This window comes from Stenotrophomonas sp. 01N47 (assembly GCF_056399165.1).
In genome coordinates this window covers 411,677-428,351 of sequence record NZ_JBFTQU010000002.1, presented here as the reverse complement: position 1 = coordinate 428,351, position 16,675 = coordinate 411,677, and the positions used below count along the sequence as shown (strand labels likewise).

The 16,675-nt window shown below is 65.8% G+C and carries 10 protein-coding genes; 1 reads left to right on the top strand and 9 read right to left on the bottom strand.

The window, feature by feature from the left end:
* Positions 1 to 62: 62 nt before the first annotated feature.
* Positions 63 to 1,316, top strand: coding sequence for a zinc-dependent metalloprotease (locus AC1DKR_RS05955; protein ID WP_312785682.1), 1,254 nt, complete (start codon positions 63 to 65; stop codon positions 1,314 to 1,316).
* A gap of 87 nt (positions 1,317 to 1,403) precedes the next feature.
* Here AC1DKR_RS05955 and lpxH read toward each other — a convergent pair whose 3' ends face one another.
* The 9 genes from lpxH to phoB form a co-directional block, all read right to left on the bottom strand.
* The gene (lpxH, locus tag AC1DKR_RS05950) at positions 1,404 to 2,150 is read right to left on the bottom strand and encodes a UDP-2,3-diacylglucosamine diphosphatase (protein WP_447944698.1); all 747 of its coding nucleotides are present in this window, start codon (positions 2,148 to 2,150) and stop codon (positions 1,404 to 1,406) included.
* A gap of 17 nt (positions 2,151 to 2,167) precedes the next feature.
* Positions 2,168 to 2,707: a phosphatase PAP2 family protein gene (locus tag AC1DKR_RS05945; protein ID WP_025878111.1), complete on the bottom strand. Its 540-nt coding sequence runs from the start codon at positions 2,705 to 2,707 to the stop codon at positions 2,168 to 2,170.
* Positions 2,688 to 3,833, bottom strand: a complete 1,146-nt coding sequence (locus tag AC1DKR_RS05940; RefSeq protein ID WP_025878112.1) for a glycosyltransferase family 4 protein — start codon at positions 3,831 to 3,833, stop codon at positions 2,688 to 2,690. The genes AC1DKR_RS05945 and AC1DKR_RS05940 overlap by 20 nt, the downstream gene beginning before the upstream one ends.
* 166 nt (positions 3,834 to 3,999) lie before the next feature.
* Positions 4,000 to 6,924 (bottom strand): TonB-dependent receptor domain-containing protein, encoded by a 2,925-nt coding sequence (locus AC1DKR_RS05935; RefSeq protein ID WP_312785684.1) that lies wholly within the window; start codon positions 6,922 to 6,924, stop codon positions 4,000 to 4,002.
* Positions 6,925 to 7,254: 330 nt separating this feature from the next.
* Complete coding sequence (locus AC1DKR_RS05930; RefSeq protein ID WP_312785685.1) at positions 7,255 to 10,182, bottom strand: TonB-dependent receptor domain-containing protein; 2,928 nt, start codon at positions 10,180 to 10,182, stop codon at positions 7,255 to 7,257.
* Between the two features lie 317 nt (positions 10,183 to 10,499).
* Complete coding sequence (ppx, locus tag AC1DKR_RS05925) at positions 10,500 to 12,026, bottom strand: exopolyphosphatase (RefSeq protein WP_025878116.1); 1,527 nt, start codon at positions 12,024 to 12,026, stop codon at positions 10,500 to 10,502.
* Positions 12,027 to 12,425: 399 nt separating this feature from the next.
* Positions 12,426 to 14,513, bottom strand: coding sequence for a polyphosphate kinase 1 (gene ppk1, locus AC1DKR_RS05920; protein WP_025878118.1), 2,088 nt, complete (start codon positions 14,511 to 14,513; stop codon positions 12,426 to 12,428).
* Between the two features lie 4 nt (positions 14,514 to 14,517).
* Entirely contained in the window at positions 14,518 to 15,849 is a 1,332-nt protein-coding gene (phoR, locus tag AC1DKR_RS05915) for a phosphate regulon sensor histidine kinase PhoR (RefSeq protein ID WP_025878120.1), read from the bottom strand.
* A gap of 105 nt (positions 15,850 to 15,954) precedes the next feature.
* The gene (phoB, locus tag AC1DKR_RS05910; RefSeq protein ID WP_025878121.1) at positions 15,955 to 16,644 is read right to left on the bottom strand and encodes a phosphate regulon transcriptional regulator PhoB; all 690 of its coding nucleotides are present in this window, start codon (positions 16,642 to 16,644) and stop codon (positions 15,955 to 15,957) included.
* Between the last annotated feature and the right edge of the window lie 31 nt (positions 16,645 to 16,675).

The window sequence follows — 16,675 nt, the reverse complement described above, 5'->3', positions numbered from 1 at the left end:
AAACCCGGCACCCCGGGTCGTGCTGCATCAACGCTGTCCACTTCACTCCAAGGAGCGACAAGATGATGTCCAGATCGATAGGTAAAGCGACAGGTGGTCTGTTGTTGGGATTGTCGGTAGCGGCGGCCGCCCATGCGGCGCCGTTGTTCGAGCCGGTCACCGTGCTCAGCCGTGCATCGGCCACCAGCGAGCCGGCACTGGGGCGATTGCTGGCCACCCCGTCCACCGCCGCCGTACAGGAAGTGCGGGTCGATGCCGCCGCCACAGCGCAGCCGCAGCTGGAATTCGAGCTGCTCGGGCAGAAGGTGCAGGCCGTTCGCAGCAAGATCGAGGCACTGCCTGACGGTGGCAGCATCTGGTACGGCCAGTTGCGCGCGCCGTCCGATCGCCTGCGGGCGGCCACGTCCAATGGCCAGGACGATCCGGGCAATTCGCTGATCCTGGTGCGCTCGGGCAATACCCTCACCGGCTCGATCCGCAAGGACGGCAAACTCTATCGTCTGCGTCCGCTGGGCAATCGCCACGTGCTGGTCGAGGTGGATGAATCGCGGATGCCGGCCGATCATCCGGCCGACTACAACCAGTTGCCGAAGATCGCCATGCCGGCCAATGATCGCCTCGGCACTGCGCAGGCCTCCTCAGGCAGCCCGGCGACCATCCGCGTGCTGGTGGTGGCAACCAACGCTGCAGTGACCGCCTACGGTGGCAACATGCAGTCGCTGGTGCAGTTGGCGGTTGCCGAATCCAACCAGGGTTACACCAACAGCAACGTAGGCCTCACCCTGCAGCTGGCCGGTTATGAAACCACCAACTACACCGAGTCCGGCAATTTCACCACCGACCTGTCGCGCTTCCGTGGCACCAGCGACGGCTACATGGACAGCATCCACACCAGCCGCAACAACACCGCCGCTGACGTCGGCGTACTGCTGATCAACAACACCAGCTATTGCGGGCTGGCCTCGGGCATCGGTTCCACCGCATCGACCGCGTTCGCTGCGGTTTACTGGGATTGCGCCACCGGCTACTACTCGTTCGCCCATGAAATCGGCCACCTGCAGAGCGCACGGCACGATATCGCCAGTGATCCGAGCACGTCACCGTATGCCTATGGCCATGGCTATCGCTATGAGCCGGCCAGCGGATCGCGCTGGCGCACGATCATGGCCTATGACTGCTCGGCCGGCTGCCCGCGGCTGAACTACTGGTCCAATCCGAACATCAGCTACAACGGCGTGCCGATGGGCATCGCCAGCAGTGCCGACAACCAGCGCGTGCTGGTCAATACCAAGGCCACCATCGCGGCCTTCCGCTGAGTCCAAGCGCCGACCAGGGTCGGCGTCTACCAGGGCGCGTGCACCTGCTCTGGTAGATGCCACCCTTGGTTGGCACCCTGCGATCCATCATTCGCGGCTGAGCGTATCCAGGGTCCAGCCGTTGGCATCCACGCGCAGCACCGAACCCTGTTCGTACCAATCACCCAGCACGATGCGGGTGCAGCTGCGTCCGCCGGCCTGCAGGGTGTGGATCGCCGGGCGATGGGTGTGGCCATGGATCATCGTGTCCACGCCGTGGCGCACGTAAGTGGCTTCCACTTCGGCCGGGGCCACGTCGGTGACTGTTTCGAACTGTGCACGGTCGCCCTGCTTCATTTCCGACTGGCGCGCCTGGCTGGCATCGCGCGCCTTCTGCGCGAAGGCGACACGCGCTTCCAGCGGCTGCGACAGGAACTGCGCCTGGAAGACCGGGTCGCGGGTCTGGGCACGGAACTGCTGGTAGGGGATGTCATCGGTGCACAGCAGGTCACCGTGCTGCAGCAGCACCGGGCGGCCGTACAGCTCGATCATGCACGGGTCCGGCAGGATGCGCAGGCCAGCGCGGCGGGCATAGTCTTCGCCCAGCAGGAAGTCACGGTTGCCGCGGATGAAGAAGACCGGCACGCCGCTGTCGGACAGTACCTTCAGTGCATCGGCCACCGCATCGGCTGCGGCCGAGGGCGTGTCATCGCCGATCCAGGCTTCGAACAGATCGCCGAGGATGTACAGCGCATCGGCGCCAGGCGCTTCCTCGCGCAGGAAGCGCAGGAACAGGTCGGTGATGGCCGGACGGCTGGGGTCCAGATGCAGATCGGAGATGAACAGCGTGGTCATGCGGACATTCTAGGGCATCACACCGGCAACGGCAGCCAGGCCAGGCTGGCCGAGGCCAGCAGTGCAGCGATGCCGGTGGCAGCCAGAACGTCGCTTGGGTAGTGCAGGCCCAGCACTACGCGCGACAGGCCCACGCCGAAGGTGAACGGCACCAGCAGCGGCGCCAGCCAAGGATAGTAGGCCAGCGCGACGATGGTGAACGACACCGCGTGCAGGGTATGGCCGGACGGGAAACTGAACTCATCCAGCGGCGCCACCCAGGCACGGATACGCAGGTCGGCCGCGTACGGCCGTGGCCGCCGGGTCCAGCGTTTCAGGCCCTTGTACAGCAGCAGCGCGGCCAGGCCGGTGGCGGCCATGTGCACTGATGCGCGCAGGCCGTCGAAGCCATCGATGAGCACCAGCGCGCCCATCAGCACATACCAGAACACGCCATCGCCGAGCCGGCTGATGATCGAAAAGACGCGCCGCACGCGGCGACGTCGGCAGTAGTGGTTGGCGCGGCGGCACAACCGGGCTTCGCGACCGGCCAGCAGCTCAAGCGGCGTGGTGCGCATGTCCGCTCCTCCGCGCGCTGGCCAGTTCCGCCAGCAGGCTTTCGAACTCCGCCACCACCTGCTGCGGGTGCAGCCGCTTCATCGCCCGTGCCGCGTTGCCACCCAACCCGCGGCGCTGGACATCATCGGCAGCCAGTTGCACCGCTGCCTGCACGAACTGCTCGTCGTCATCCACTGCGGCACCGTTCTCGCCGTTGCGCAGGTACTCGCGGGCCGCGCCGTAGTCGAAAGCGACCGTGGCCAGGCCGCTTGCCATGCTTTCCAGGGTCACGTTGCCGAAGGTCTCGCTGCGGCTGGGGAACAGGAACAGATCGCCACTGGCGAAGTGTCGGGCCAGGGCATCGCCGCGCTGGATGCCGCAGAAGATGAAATCGGGATTCTCATGCGCCAGTTTCTCGCGCGCCGGGCCATCGCCGACCCAGATGAAACGCGCTTTCGGGCGCACCTGCTGCAGCTTGCGGAAGGCCTTCACCGCCAGGCCGAGGTTCTTTTCGGCGGCGATGCGGCCAACGTAGATCGCCGCCAGGCCCGTGCCATCGATACCCCATTCCTCGCGCAGCGCCGGGTCGCGGCGTGACGGGTCGAACTGCTGGCTGTCGACCGCACGGGCGAGCAGGCGCACGCGCTCGAAGCCCTGGTCGGTCAGGAATTCCTGCAGTTCGCGGGTGGGCACCAGGGTCGCGTCGGCCTGGTTGTGGAAACGGCGCATCCAGCGCATTGCCGCCGACTGCAGCCACGCCACGCCATAGTCGGGCAGGTATTCGTCGAAGCGGGTGTGGAATCCGGTAGCCACCGGAATGCCGAGGCGGCGCGCGGTGCGTAGTGCCGACCAGCCCAGCGGACCTTCGGTCGCCACGTAGACCGCATCGGGGCGCTGCTGTCGCCAGTGCCGGCCCAGCCGGATCGGTGCCGGCAGGCCGAAGCGCAGGCCAGGGTAGCGCGGCAAGGCCGCGCCCGGTACCAGCAGGGTGCCCGGCGCCGCATCCAGTGCTTCGCTGACCTGGCGCGGACGGATCAGGTCGACCTCGTGGCCAGCGGCGCGCAATCCCTGCTCCAGGCCCTGCACGGTCAGTGCGACGCCGTTGATCTCCGGCGGGTAGGTTTCGGTGACGATGGCATAGCGCATGGCGGGCCTCCGGTTTTACGCATGCTCGGGCCTGGCGATGTAGCCGACATGACCGCTTTGCGACAACGCGATGACGACCGGGCAAGGCGGTGCCTGCGCAGTTCAGCGGCACAAAAAAACCACGGCCCCGAAGGGCCGTGGTCGTGGTGTTGCGCCAGCGCGTGGATCAGAAGCGCTGCTGGTACTTCATGTAGACGAAGCGACCGATGTCGAAGCCACCGTAGTAGGAGAAGTTGGAACTGGGCTGGCTGTACAGGATCGGGCCCTGGCGGGCGAACACATTGTTGGCGCCGATCGAAACGGTGGCACTCCACGGCAGGTTGTAACGCGCCTGTACGTCATGGAACGTGACCGAACCGCGTCGGTTGTAGTCGCGGCTGCCGCTGTACCAGGGCGCGCGCTGGTCCGGGTGGGAACATTCATCCGGATGGTCCCTTGCGTCCAGGCAGCGTTCCTTGACTGCGGAGAAGTAGCGCAGGCTCCAGCTGAGGCCGACGTTGCCCTGTTCCCACCCCAATGACGCGTTGGAGCGGACCCGGAAACCAATGCCTCCGTTGGTGGCGATGCCATTGCTGGGAATCGGCGGCACATCCGCCTCGTTGGTGGTCCGTTCCTCGGCGGCAACCACATAGGTGGTCTTCCAATCGGCGCGCAGCGTGCCCCAGCGGGTTTCGATCCGATGGCCGATTTCCAGGTCATAGCCTTCGGCCTGGCGGAAGCCGCTGTTGCGGTTGCCATAGTTGAGCTTGTCGACGATGCCCAGTTCCGGGTCACGGGTGAAACCGTCGCAACGTTCGGCGATGCCCAACTCGTAGCAGTCGCGAAGGATGTTGTTGGGGTGGTCTGCGACGATGGTGTTGTCGATGCGGATCTTCCACCAGTCCAGCGCGATGTTCAGCCCTTCGGCGAACATCGGGCTCCAGACCAGGCCCAGTGTGCGGCTGGTCGAGGTCTCCGGCTCCAGGTCGGGGTTGGAGCCGTTGGTGAAGGCCCGCGGCGTCTGCCCGCTGCTGCCGGTGATCGGCTCGTTGCCCTGGCCGAGCTGGCGGTAGCTGTCAGCGTTGGCGATGTCGGCGGCGCAGCGTGCACGCACCTCCGGGCTGCTGGCCGCAGCACCGTAGACGGTGTCGCAGGGATCACGGAAGCCGGTGGTGAAGGTCTCAGAACCACCGCCATACAGATTGGAGATGGTCGGCGCGCGGAACCCTTGGGCCCAGGTGCCGCGGACCAGCAGCTGGTCGATCGGCTTCCAGGTGAAGCCGAACTTGCTGTTGAGGGTGCCGCCGAAGGTGGTGTAGTCCGAGTATCGGGTAGCGGCGCTCAGGCTCAGCTCACGCGCACCGGCCAGGTCGCGAAGCACCGGCACGCTCAGCTCCAGGTAGGCCTCGTCTACACGGTAGCCACCGCCGGTGGGGCCTGCAGCCAGGTTGGTGGTGGCACCGGTCTGTGCCAGCGCATCGGGGATGAAGCGGCCATCCTCGCGGCGGCTCTCCGCACCCACCGCGAAGCCCAGTTCGCCGGCCGGCAGCGTGGCGAGACTGCCGCTGAGGCTGGCGAACAGGTTGCGGGTTGTGGTGCGGCCGCGGCTGAGTTCCTCGGGGAACAACCAGTCCTGCAGTTCCGGGTTGCCGGTCAGGCCATAGGGATCATCCTGGCCATAGGGCACCAGCGGGTTCCAGGGCCTGCACCCGCTGATCGGCGCCTCCGGTGTACCGCACTCGACCTTGCCGGTTGCCGGATTGTAGAAGGACGGCCCGGTGGCATCGGCGACGCGTTGCTTGTGCAGGTTGCCGGTGGCGCGTTGGATCAGTTCGCTGCGGTTGTACTGGTAGCCGGCTTCCCAGTCGAAATCGCGACCGCCGAAGGCGAAGCTGCCCTCGAACGCCGCCACGCCCTGCCAGGAGGTCAGTTCGCTGGTACTGACCCGCGGAATCTCCCAGGTACGGCGGTTCCAGTCCACGTCGCTGGGCGTTTCGTAGCCGTGATGGCTGCCGAACGGGTTGAACCAGCTGTCGACGGACATCGGCGTGATGCCGGCTGCGCCGGACTGGAACGGGTAGCCGGCCACCTGACGCTTCGTGGTGCGTTGGTTGTAGGCCAGTTGGGTGTTGAAGCGGACCTGGTCGTTCAGATCCACGCGGGCGTCAACGAAGATCGAGTCGCGCTTGATCGGTGTCTGCAGGTGCATCTGTTCGTTGCTGTTGCTGACATCACCGGTGAACGGCGTGTTGTCGCTGAGATGGAAGCTGTCCGGACCTCCCGGCTGGCTGCCACGGTCGAGCGAATAGCTGCAGCCGCGGCTGTTGCTGCAGCCCGGACCGTTGAAGCCGGTAATGCGGCCCCACTGGCCGACCGTGGTCCAACCATCGTCCGGATGACGATCGGTATAGGTGTAGGCACTGAAGCCCCGGTCCTTCGCCCACACGCCCTTTTCTTCGACATGCTCGGCGGCGAGGCTGATCGAGGCGCGTTCATTCGACCAGCCTGCAACCACGTCGTACTGGGTGCGGGCGCCATCGCCTTCGCTGAACTGGCCATGGTAGACGCTGGCGGTCACGCCCTCGACGTTGCGGCGGGTGATGATGTTGACCACGCCGGCCATGGCGTCGGAACCGTAGATGGCCGATGCGCCATCCTTCAGAACTTCCATGCGCTCCACGGCAGCGGCAGGAATGCTGGAGATGTCCTGGTAACCACTGGTCGTCATGCCCAGGCGTTTGCCATTGATCAGCACCAGCGTGCGCTGTGCACCCAGGCCGCGCATGTCCACGTAACTGCCACCGGCGGTTTCGCCAGCACTTAGGGGGCTGGCACGGCTCAGTGCCGGGCTGCCGGTTGCGGTCAGGTTCTGCAGGATGTCGGCGACGGAATTGAAGCCTTGCCGCTCGATGTCAGCGCGGCTGATGGTCAGCACGGGCTGTGCGGTTTCCAGATCGACCTGGCGGATGCGCGAGCCAGTGATCTCGATGCGGTCCAGGGTGGTGGCTTCAACGGAATGCTGGGCGAATGCGGGGACGGCCAACGCAGTGGTGGCGGTCATCGCAAGCACTCGGCGGATCGCCAACCCAAGTTCGGGAATACGGATGGTCATGGGTCTCTCTCTCTTCCAATTCATCGGTGCGCGGCCAAGCAGGGCGGCGCCAGTTCCACCGCGGGCGGTGGACGTTCAAACCTAGTGAAGGCCCGCAGGGAGAAGTAGAGGAAAGCGACGAAAGCGCCCGGATCGGTGATGACGCTTTTGTACAAAGCGGAATCGAATCAATCGATTGCCAGGTCATTTTGTGTTCCGGCTGAAGGTATGCCCGGGATGGCGTGCTGGATTGGAAGCGTCAACAGCGATGTAGATGGCGACAACCTGCGCGGGCACAAAAAAACCACCGCCCCGAAGGGCCGTGGTCATGGTGTTACGCCAGCGCGTGGATCAGAAGCGCTGGGTGTACTTCATGTAGATGAAACGACCGATGTCATAGCCGCCGTAATACGAGAAGACCGAGCGCGGCTTGGTGTACATGACCGGGCCCTGCTTGTCGAACACGTTGTTGGCGCCGACTGAAACGGTGGCATCCCACGGCAGGTTGTAGCGGAACTGGACGTCGTGGAAAGTGACCGAACCACGTTCGTTGTAATTGCGCGTGCCCTTGTACCAGGGGGCGCCAACGTTCAGGTCCGAGCACTCATCGGCGTACTTGCCCGGGTTGACGCACTGTTCCTTGACGCTGGAATAGTAGCGCGCGGTCCAGCTGACGCCGAAGTTCTCCAGGTCCCAGCCCACGGTCAGGTTCGAACGCACGCGGAAGCCGATGCCGGTGTTGGTGGCGATGCCGTTGTTGACGGTCGGCACGATCGAGCTGTCGTTGGACGAGCGGAAGACGTCCTTGGCCACGTAGGTGGTCGACCAAGAGGTGCTCAGCTTGCCGTAGTCGGTATCCAGGCGGTACGTCAGGTCCATGTCGTAACCTTCCGTTTCCATGAAGCCGGCATTGCGGTTGCCGAACTTCAGGCCGGTGACGATGCCGGTGGTCGCGTTGCGGGTGAAGCGCGCGCAACGGTCGGCCAGGCCCTGCTCATAGCAGTCGATCAGGATCTGGTTCGGGCTGTCGTCGACGATGGTGTCGTCGATGCGGATCTTCCACCAGTCCAGCGAAACGTTGAAGTTGCTGATGAAGGTCGGGCTCCAGACCACGCCCAGGGTACGGCTGGTCGAGGTTTCCGGCTTCAGGTCCGGGTTCGAGCCGGAGGTGAACGGCGTCGGCGTGGCGGCGACGGAGCCTTCGGTCGGCTGGTTGCGGTTGTCCAGCTGGCGGAAGTTGGCAACGTCGGCGATGTCGCGTGCACAGCGGGCACGCACTTCGGCGCTGCTGCGGGCCGAGCCGTACTTGCTGTCACACGGGTCGGAGAAGTTGGCGAAGGTTTCCGAACCACCGCCGTACAGATCGGAAATGGTCGGAGCGCGGAAGCCCTGGGCCCAGGTACCACGCACCAGCAGCTGGTCGATCGGCTTCCACTTGAAGCCGAACTTGCTGTTGAGCGTATTGCCGAAGGTGTTGTAGTCCGAGAAGCGGGTCGCCGCGTTCAAGCTCAGCTCACGCGCACCCGGCAGGTCGGCCAGCACCGGCACGTTCAACTCCAGGTAGGCTTCCTTCACCTTGTACGAGCCACCGGTCGGGCCAGCGGCCAGGTTGGTGGTGGCACCGGTCTGCGCCAGCGGGTCCGGTACGAACTTGCCGGTTTCCTCGCGGTTCTCGACGCCGAAGGCGAAGCCCAGGTCGCCGGCCGGCAGGGTGAACAGGCTGCCGCTGATGGTGGCGAAGGCGTTCTTCGAGGTCGTGCGGCCGGTCGCGTTCTCCGGCGGGAACAGCCAGTCCTGCAGGGCTTGGTTGTTGGTCATGCCATACGGGCTTTCCACGCCATAAGGAACCAGCGGATTCCAAGGCATGCAGTTGGCGATCGGCGCACCCGGTGCACCGCACTCGACCTTGCCCGTTGCCGGGTTCAGGTAGGACTTGCCGGTAGCCTGTTCGACGCGACCCTTGTGCAGGTTGCCGAAGGTGCTCTGGCGCAGCTCGTTCTTGTTGTACTGGTAGCCCACTTCCCAATCGAAGTAGCGCTCACCGATGTCGAACGAACCGTCGAACGCGGCCACGGCGCGGTAGGTCTTCAGCTCGCTGGTGCTGGTGCGCGGCACCTCCCACAGGCGGCGGTTCCAGCTCACATCGGTAGGCTTGGCATAGCCATGCTGGTTGCCGAACGGGTTGAAGTAGCTGTCAACCGACATGCCCTTGATCTTGGCGGTGGCGGTGTCGAACGGATAGCCGGCAGTGACGCGGGTCGAGGAGCGCTTGTTGTAGCCCAGCTCGGCCTTGAAGCGGATGTTGTCGGTGATGTTGGCCGTGCCCGAGAAGTACAGCGAATCACGCTTGATCGGGTAGCTCAGGTGCATCTGTTCATTGGTGTTGCTGACGTCACCGGTGAACGCGGTCGGATCGGTGAAGTGGTAGTTCGCCGGGTTCGTCGGGTCACTGCCGCGGTTGAGCGCGTAGTCGCAACCGGCTGCCTTGGTGCAGCCCGGGCCGCCCTTCACGCCGTAGAACTGGCCCCACTGGCTGTTGGTGGTCCAGCCATCGGTCGGGTGGCGGTCGGTGTTGCCGTAACGGCTGAAGCCGCGGTCACGTGCCCACACGGCTTTTTCTTCCGAGTGTTCGGCGGCGAAGGTGGCCGAGAAGCGGTCATTGGACCAGCCGGCAACCACGTCGACGCGATCACGGGCGCCGTCGCCCTCGCTGTACTGGCCGTGGTAGACGTTGGCGGTGACGCCGTTGACGTTGGTGCGGGTGATGATGTTGATCACGCCGGCCATCGCGTCGGAACCGTAGATCGCCGAGGCGCCGTCCTTCAGCACTTCAATACGTTCGACCGCAGACACCGGCAGGGTCGACACGTCCTGGTAGCCCGAGGTGCTGATGCCCATGCGCTTGCCGTTGACCAGCACCAGCGTGCGCTGGGTGCCCAGGTTGCGCATGTTCACGTAGGTACCACCAGCATCCTCACCGGCCGACAGCACGTTGGCGCGGCTGATGGTCGGGCTGCCCATCGCGGTCACGTTCTGCAGGATGTCCGACACCGAGCTGAATCCCTGGCGCTCGATGTCGGCGCGGGTCAGTGCCAGTACCGGCTGCGACGTTTCAACGTCCACCTGGCGGATACGGGAACCGGTGATCTCGATGCGGTCCAGGTTGGTCGGCGAGGCGGTGCTGCTGCTCTGGGCGAACGCCGGCAGCGCAGCCAGCGTCGCGGTGGTTGCCAGGGCGTAGCGGATGGCCTGCCCCAGTGCGGTGGTGCGTGAAGTCATGACGAGCTCTCTCTCTCGGGTCGTGCAAAGGACGCCAAAACGGGCGTCGAAGGAATCGGCAGGTCCAGGACCGAGCCGATGACCCGATAGTAGTCTCGTTGGTTAATGCTCTGTAAAGAGCGCGTGTCGCTTTGTGTCGTTACGCATCGCGCGTTTTCACCAAACGTGAACAAAAGCAGGGGTTTACGTCAGGACGAGGCGCACACCGTCCCCGCCAGCTGCTGCGGTGCAGCAGGAATCGGCGGTCGATTGCGCGAACTGTAACGAAATGTAATCGGGCGCCGACGGGTGATGCGTGGGCGCCCTCGGCGTCCTGATCAGACCACGAACGGACGGAACTGGATGCCCAGCCCGGCGATGCCTTCGGTCTCGCCGATCAGGTCGGCGCGCAGCAGCGGGCGCGCATCGATGAAGTCCTGCGGCACGATCAGCGACAGGCGGCTGTCGTCGGCAGTCAGTTCCAGCACCGGCAGCGGTGCGTCCTCATGCGCGCGGTTGAGCAGGACCGCCAGGCGCAGCAGGGCAGCCAGGCGCCGTGCGGTCAGCAGCAGGCGTTCGGGAATGGCATCGAAGGCGGTCTTGCTGATGCCGCGGCGGTGATTGCGCACCAGCGTCGCCAGCATCTGCTGTTCCTGCCGCGAGAAGCCGGCGATATCCGAGTTTTCCAGCACGTAGCTGCCATGCACGTGGTAACCGCTGTGGGCGATCATCAGCCCCAGCTCATGCAGGCGTGCGGCCCAGCCAAGCATGCGTGCGTCATCGGCATCCAGCTTCCAGCGCTCCTGCACCTGCTCCAGCAACGACAGCGCGGTGTCCTGCACGCGGCCGGCCTGCACCGTATCGATGCCATAGCGATGGGTGAGGGCGGCCACCGATTCATCGCGCGGGTCGTTGTCGCCGGCACGGCCGAGGATGTCATAGAGGATGCCCTCGCGCATCGCGGCCTTGCTGACCAGCAGCTTCTGCAGGCCCAGCGCCTGGAAGGCGGCCTCCAGCACCAGGATGCCGCCGGCGATGATCGGGCGGCGATCGCTGGACAGGCCAGGCAGCACGATGTCGTCGATCTTCTTGGCCTTCAGCAGCTCATCGCGGAGCTGCGGCAACGCCTCGGCGGTGATCGCACCCTTGCTCAGCTTCATCGTCGCGCAGATTTCGCTGATGGCCTTGTGGGTACCAGACGACCCCAGTGCTTCCTGCCAGCCCAGCGCGCGGTATTTGCTGGCGAAGGGCTGGAACTCCCGGCCAATCTCGGCCAGTGCGTCCTTCCAGCGCTTCTTGCTGAGTTTGCCGCCCGGGAAAAAGCGACGGGTGCTGGCGATGCAGCCGGCCTGCAGGCTCTCGCGCTCCAGGGTCTGCATGCCCTTGCCGATGATGAACTCGGTCGAGCCGCCACCGATGTCGATGACCAGGCGATGCTGATCGGGCTTGGGCGGTTGTGCATGGGCTACGCCCAGGTAGATCAGGCGCGCCTCTTCGCGGCCACTGACCACTTCGATGGCATGCCCGAGCGCGGTTTCGGCCGGCATCAGGAAGGCCTGCGGCGAACGCAGCTGGCGGACCGTGTTGGTGGCCAGTGCACGCACGCGATGCGGCGGAACGTTGCGGATGCGCTGGCCGAAGCGGGCCAGGCACTCCAGCGCGCGCTGTCGCGCTGCGGCGGAGAGTCCACCCTTGCCGTCCAGGCCGTCGGCCATGCGCACGGTTTCGCGCAGGCGGTCGATCACCCGCAGCTGGCCAAGCGTGTAACGCGCGATGACCATGTGGAAACTATTGGAGCCAAGGTCGATGGCGGCCAGCAGGTCGCCATCCTGCAATGCGGGCGGAGTCGTGGTGGTATGCGGCATGGGCGAATGTTAGCCGAAGGGGCGGTGAACTCGTCACCGCGTGGCCTTCACATTTTGGAGGGGGAGTGCGGCAGGGCTGCGCCCTGCACCCGCTGAATCAACGTCAACGTCAACGTCAAAAGCGGGGTATCCGTGGGAGGGCGGGGTGGGGCCGGTTGCGGGGGACGCCGTGAACCCCGCTCCGCGGTCCGGCCCAGCCGCTGGCGGCTGTGCGTTCGGGCGCTTGCGAAGCAGTGCTTCGCAAGCAAAGCGCCCTCACCCCTGGGGGCTTGGCCGCGGCATCCATGCCGCGGACACCCCCACAACCGGACCCACCCCGCCTTCGGCAGATCTCCGCGATCTGTCGGAATGGCATGGCCTACTCTTGGTAGGTGTCGACCTTGGTCGACACCTACCGGGTCAGAGTCCCTGCATCAACGCCATCTGCGCCGAATGCGGGGCTTCGTCGTGGGCCGGTGCGCGCTTGTGGTAGATGCCTTCGGCATCCAGCTCCCAGGCGTTGAGGTTGTCGTCCAGGTAGTTCTGCAGCACCTCGCGGTACACCCGCTTGGCCAGCGCCGGGTCGAGGATCGGGAAGCAGGTTTCCACCCGGCGCAGCAGGTTGCGTTCCAGCCAGTCGGCGCTGGCGCAGTACAGCTCCGGTGCGCCGTCGTTGCCGAACCAGTAGACCCGGCTGTGTTCCAGGAAGCGGCCGACGATCGAGCGCACGCGGATGTTGTCCGACACGCCCGGTACGCCCGGCCGCAGGGTGCAGGCGCCACGGATGATCAGGTCGATCTGCACCCCCGCCTGCGAGGCGGCGTACAGCGCACGGATCACCTGCGCTTCGTTGAGGGCATTCATCTTGGCGATGATCCGCGCCGGTCGCCCGGCGGCGGCGATGCGCGTCTCGCGCTCGATCCTCGCCAGGATCCCGGTGTGCAACGTGAAGGGCGACTGCAGCAGGCGCTTGAGCTTCATCTTCGATGCCAGCCCGGACAGCTGCTGGAACAGCAGGTGCACATCGTTGCCGATGTCGGCATCGGCGGTGATCAGGCTCAGGTCGGTGTACGCGCGCGCGGTACCGCTGTGATAGTTGCCGGTGCCCAGGTGCACGTAGCGGCGCAGTTTGCGGCCTTCGCGGCGCACGATCAGCAGCATCTTGGCGTGGGTCTTGTAGCCGACCACGCCGTACACCACCTGCACGCCGGCTTCCTGCAGCCGATCGGCCAAGCCCAGGTTGGCCTCTTCATCGAAGCGCGCGCGCAGCTCGACCACCACGGTCACATCCTTGCCGGCGCGCGCCGCCTGGATCAGTGCATCGACGATCAATGAATCCTTGCCGGTGCGGTACAGGGTCTGCTTGATCGCCAGCACGTTCGGATCGAGCGCGGCCTGACGGATCAGGTCCAGCACCGCCGCGAACGCGTCGAAGGGGTGGTGCAGCAGCAGGTCCTGGCGGGCCACGGTCTCGAAGATGCCGTCGCTGTCGCGCAGGGTGCGCGGGGTCATCGGCGGATACTTCAGGTCCGGCTGGGCGATCAGGTCGTACAGCTGGATGATGCGGTTGAGGTTGACCGGTCCGTCGATGCGGTACACCGCGTTCTCGGTCAGGCCGAAGTTCTGCAGCAGGGTGCGGACGATGTCGCGCGGCATGTCGTGGGCGATCTCCAGCCGCACTGCAGGCCGGTAGCCACGGTCGACCAGCTCATCGCGCAGGGCCAGCGCCAGGTTTTCCACTTCCTCTTCATCCACCACCAGCTCGGAGTTGCGGGTGACGCGGAACTGATAGGCGCCCAGCACTTCCAGCCCCGGGAACAACTCGTCCACGAAGGTGGACAGCACCGAGGACAGGAACACGAAATTCTGCGGGCCGCCGAGTTTTTCCGGCAGTTGGATGATCCGCGGCAGCGAACGCGGCGCACGCACGATGGCCAGGTGGCCGCTGCGGCCGAACGCATCGGTGCCCTTCAGCACCACCACGATGTTCAGCGACTTGTTGAGGATCTTCGGGAACGGATGCACCGGATCCAGGCCCAGCGGCGACAGCACCGGCATGATCTCGTTGCGGAAGTAGGCGCGCAGCCAGCGCTTCTGGCGGTGGGTCCAGGAGTTGCGGCCGAGCACCCCGATGCCGGCCTCCATCAGCGCCGGGCGCAGCGTCTGGTTCCAGCAGCGGTACTGCTGGTCCACCAGCTCGGCGGCGCGCTCGTGGATGGCATTGAGGATGGCCTGCGGACTCATGCCGTCCGGTGCCGGCGGCAGGCCGAACTCCTGTGCATGGCGGACCGCGGCGGCACGGATCTCGAAGAATTCATCCAGGTTGGTGCAGGAGATGCACATGAAGCGCAGGCGCTCCAGCAGAGGCACCTGCGGGTCCATCGCCTGCGCCAGCACGCGGAAGTTGAAATCAAGCTGCGACAGTTCGCGGTTGATGTACAGCGCCGGGTCGCGCAACGGATCGCTGTCCGTGCTCACGGGGAGGGGGAGGGATCCGAGGCTGCTCATGGCGTCATTCTTCGAAGGAGGTCAGGGGGGCGGACTCACGCGGTCGCACGTGGTCGGCATCGAAATGGCAGGCGAACACCGAGCCCTTGCCGACCTCGCTGTCGATTTCCAGGCGTGCGTGGTGCAGACCGAGGATGTGCTTGACGATCGACAGGCCCAGGCCGGTGCCGCCGCTTTCGCGCGAGCGGCTGCTCGAGACGCGGTAGAAGCGTTCGGTCAGGCGCGGCAGGTGCGTGGCGGGAATACCGTAGCCGGTGTCACGCACCGCCAGCACCACGCCGTCGCCCTCGCGTCGGAACTCCACCGCGATGCGGCCACCGGCCGGGGTGTAGCGCACCGCGTTGGTGACCAGGTTGGAGAACGCGCTGTGCAGTTCCTTGGTCGAGCCCTGCAGGTCCACGCCGGCCAGGTCGTCGATGCTGATCTGGTGGCGGCCCTGGCTGTGCGCTTCGGCTTCGCGGCGCAGGGTGGCCAGCATGGGCTGCATGGCCACCGTCTCGGCCTCGCTGTGTTCCTGCGATTCGAGCCGCGACAGGGTCAGCAGGTCCTCCACCAGCTGGGCCATGCGCTGGCTCTGCTTGCGCATTTCTTCCAGCATCGGTCCGGTTCCCGGGAAATCCTCCGGGTCCATCATGTCCAGGTAGCCGTGGACCACGGTGAGCGGGGTGCGCAGCTCATGTGAAACGTTGGCCACGAAGTCGCGGCGCACCTGTTCCAGGCGCAGCAGCTTGCTGACGTCACGGGCGATCAACAGCCAGTAGTCGGACGAATAGGGAATCAGGCGCAGGTTCAGGCGGATCGCAGGATCGACCGGCGAGGGCACGTCCAGGATCGGTTCGGCATTGCGGCCACCGGCCAGCCAGTGCGCCAGCGGCATCGGCTGCAGGCGTTCGACCAGGGCTTCACCCAGATCGCCCGGATGATGCAGGCCGAGCAGGGCCGTGGCCGCTTCGTTGAACCACTGCACGCGCTGGCTGTTGCGGTCCAGCACCACCACGGCGTCGGGCAGCGCGGCCGCTGCGGCGCGATAGCTGCGCAGCATGTCCAGCAGTCGCCGCTTGCGCACGCGCATCTCGACCTGGTTGCGGTACAGCAGGCGGTCCAGTTCGTTCCAGACGCCGGTGCCTTCGGCGGCGGTATCCCAGCGCTGGCGCGCGGTCAGCCGGCGCAGCACGCGGCGCAGCCGCCAGTAGTGCCAGACCAGCGTCGCCAGTGCCGCCAGCGCGATGCACAGCCACAGGTGGCCAGTGAACCAACCGACCAGACCGGCCAACAGCAACACGGTGGCCACGGTGGCCAGTGTCTTCAACCAGGCAGAGCGGATGTGGCGGGGCATTGCGGTCTCGTCGTGGGTTGCGGCGGTTCACGCAGGTGAACCGGAAGTTATAGCAGAGTTGCCGACGCCGGCACCGTGGGGTGCACGGCGCCGGCACGACGAGGCTCAGGTTGCGGTGGAGAAGCGGTAACCGGCGCCGCGCACGGTCTGCACCATGTTCTCGGCGTTGAACGGTTCCAGCGTCTTGCGCAGGCGGCGGATATGCACGTCGATGGTGCGTTCTTCCACATACACGCTGCCGCCCCACACGTGGTCCAGCAACTGTGCGCGCGTATACACGCGCTCGGGGTGGGTCATGAAGAAGTGCAGCAGGCGGTACTCGGTCGGGCCGATCGGCACCGGCTGGTCGTTGGCGAACACGCGATGGGCGGCACCGTCGATGCGGATCGCACCCACCGCCACGCTGCCGTCCTCGTCATCGTCGCGGGCGCGGCGCATGACCGCGCGGATACGCGCCAGCAGTTCGCGCGCCGAGAACGGCTTGACCACGTAGTCGTCCACACCGGCTTCGAGGCCGCCGACGCGGTCGTTCTCTTCGCCGCGCGCGGTCAGCATGATGATCGGCACTTCGCGGGTGAGGGTTTCCTTGCGCCAGCGCCGGGCCAGGTCCAGGCCGCTGGTGCCGGGCAGCATCCAGTCCAGCAGGATCAGGTCGGGGACGCGGTCGGCGATGGCGGTCTGGGCCTCGCGGGCGTCACCGGCGTGGACAGGTTCGTAATCGCCCTTGCGAAGGGCGAAGGCGACCATTTCGCGGATCGCGGGCTCGTCATCGACGATCAGGATGCGTTTCTGCACGAGGGCACCGTAGGGCTCAGTTACTGGAGTG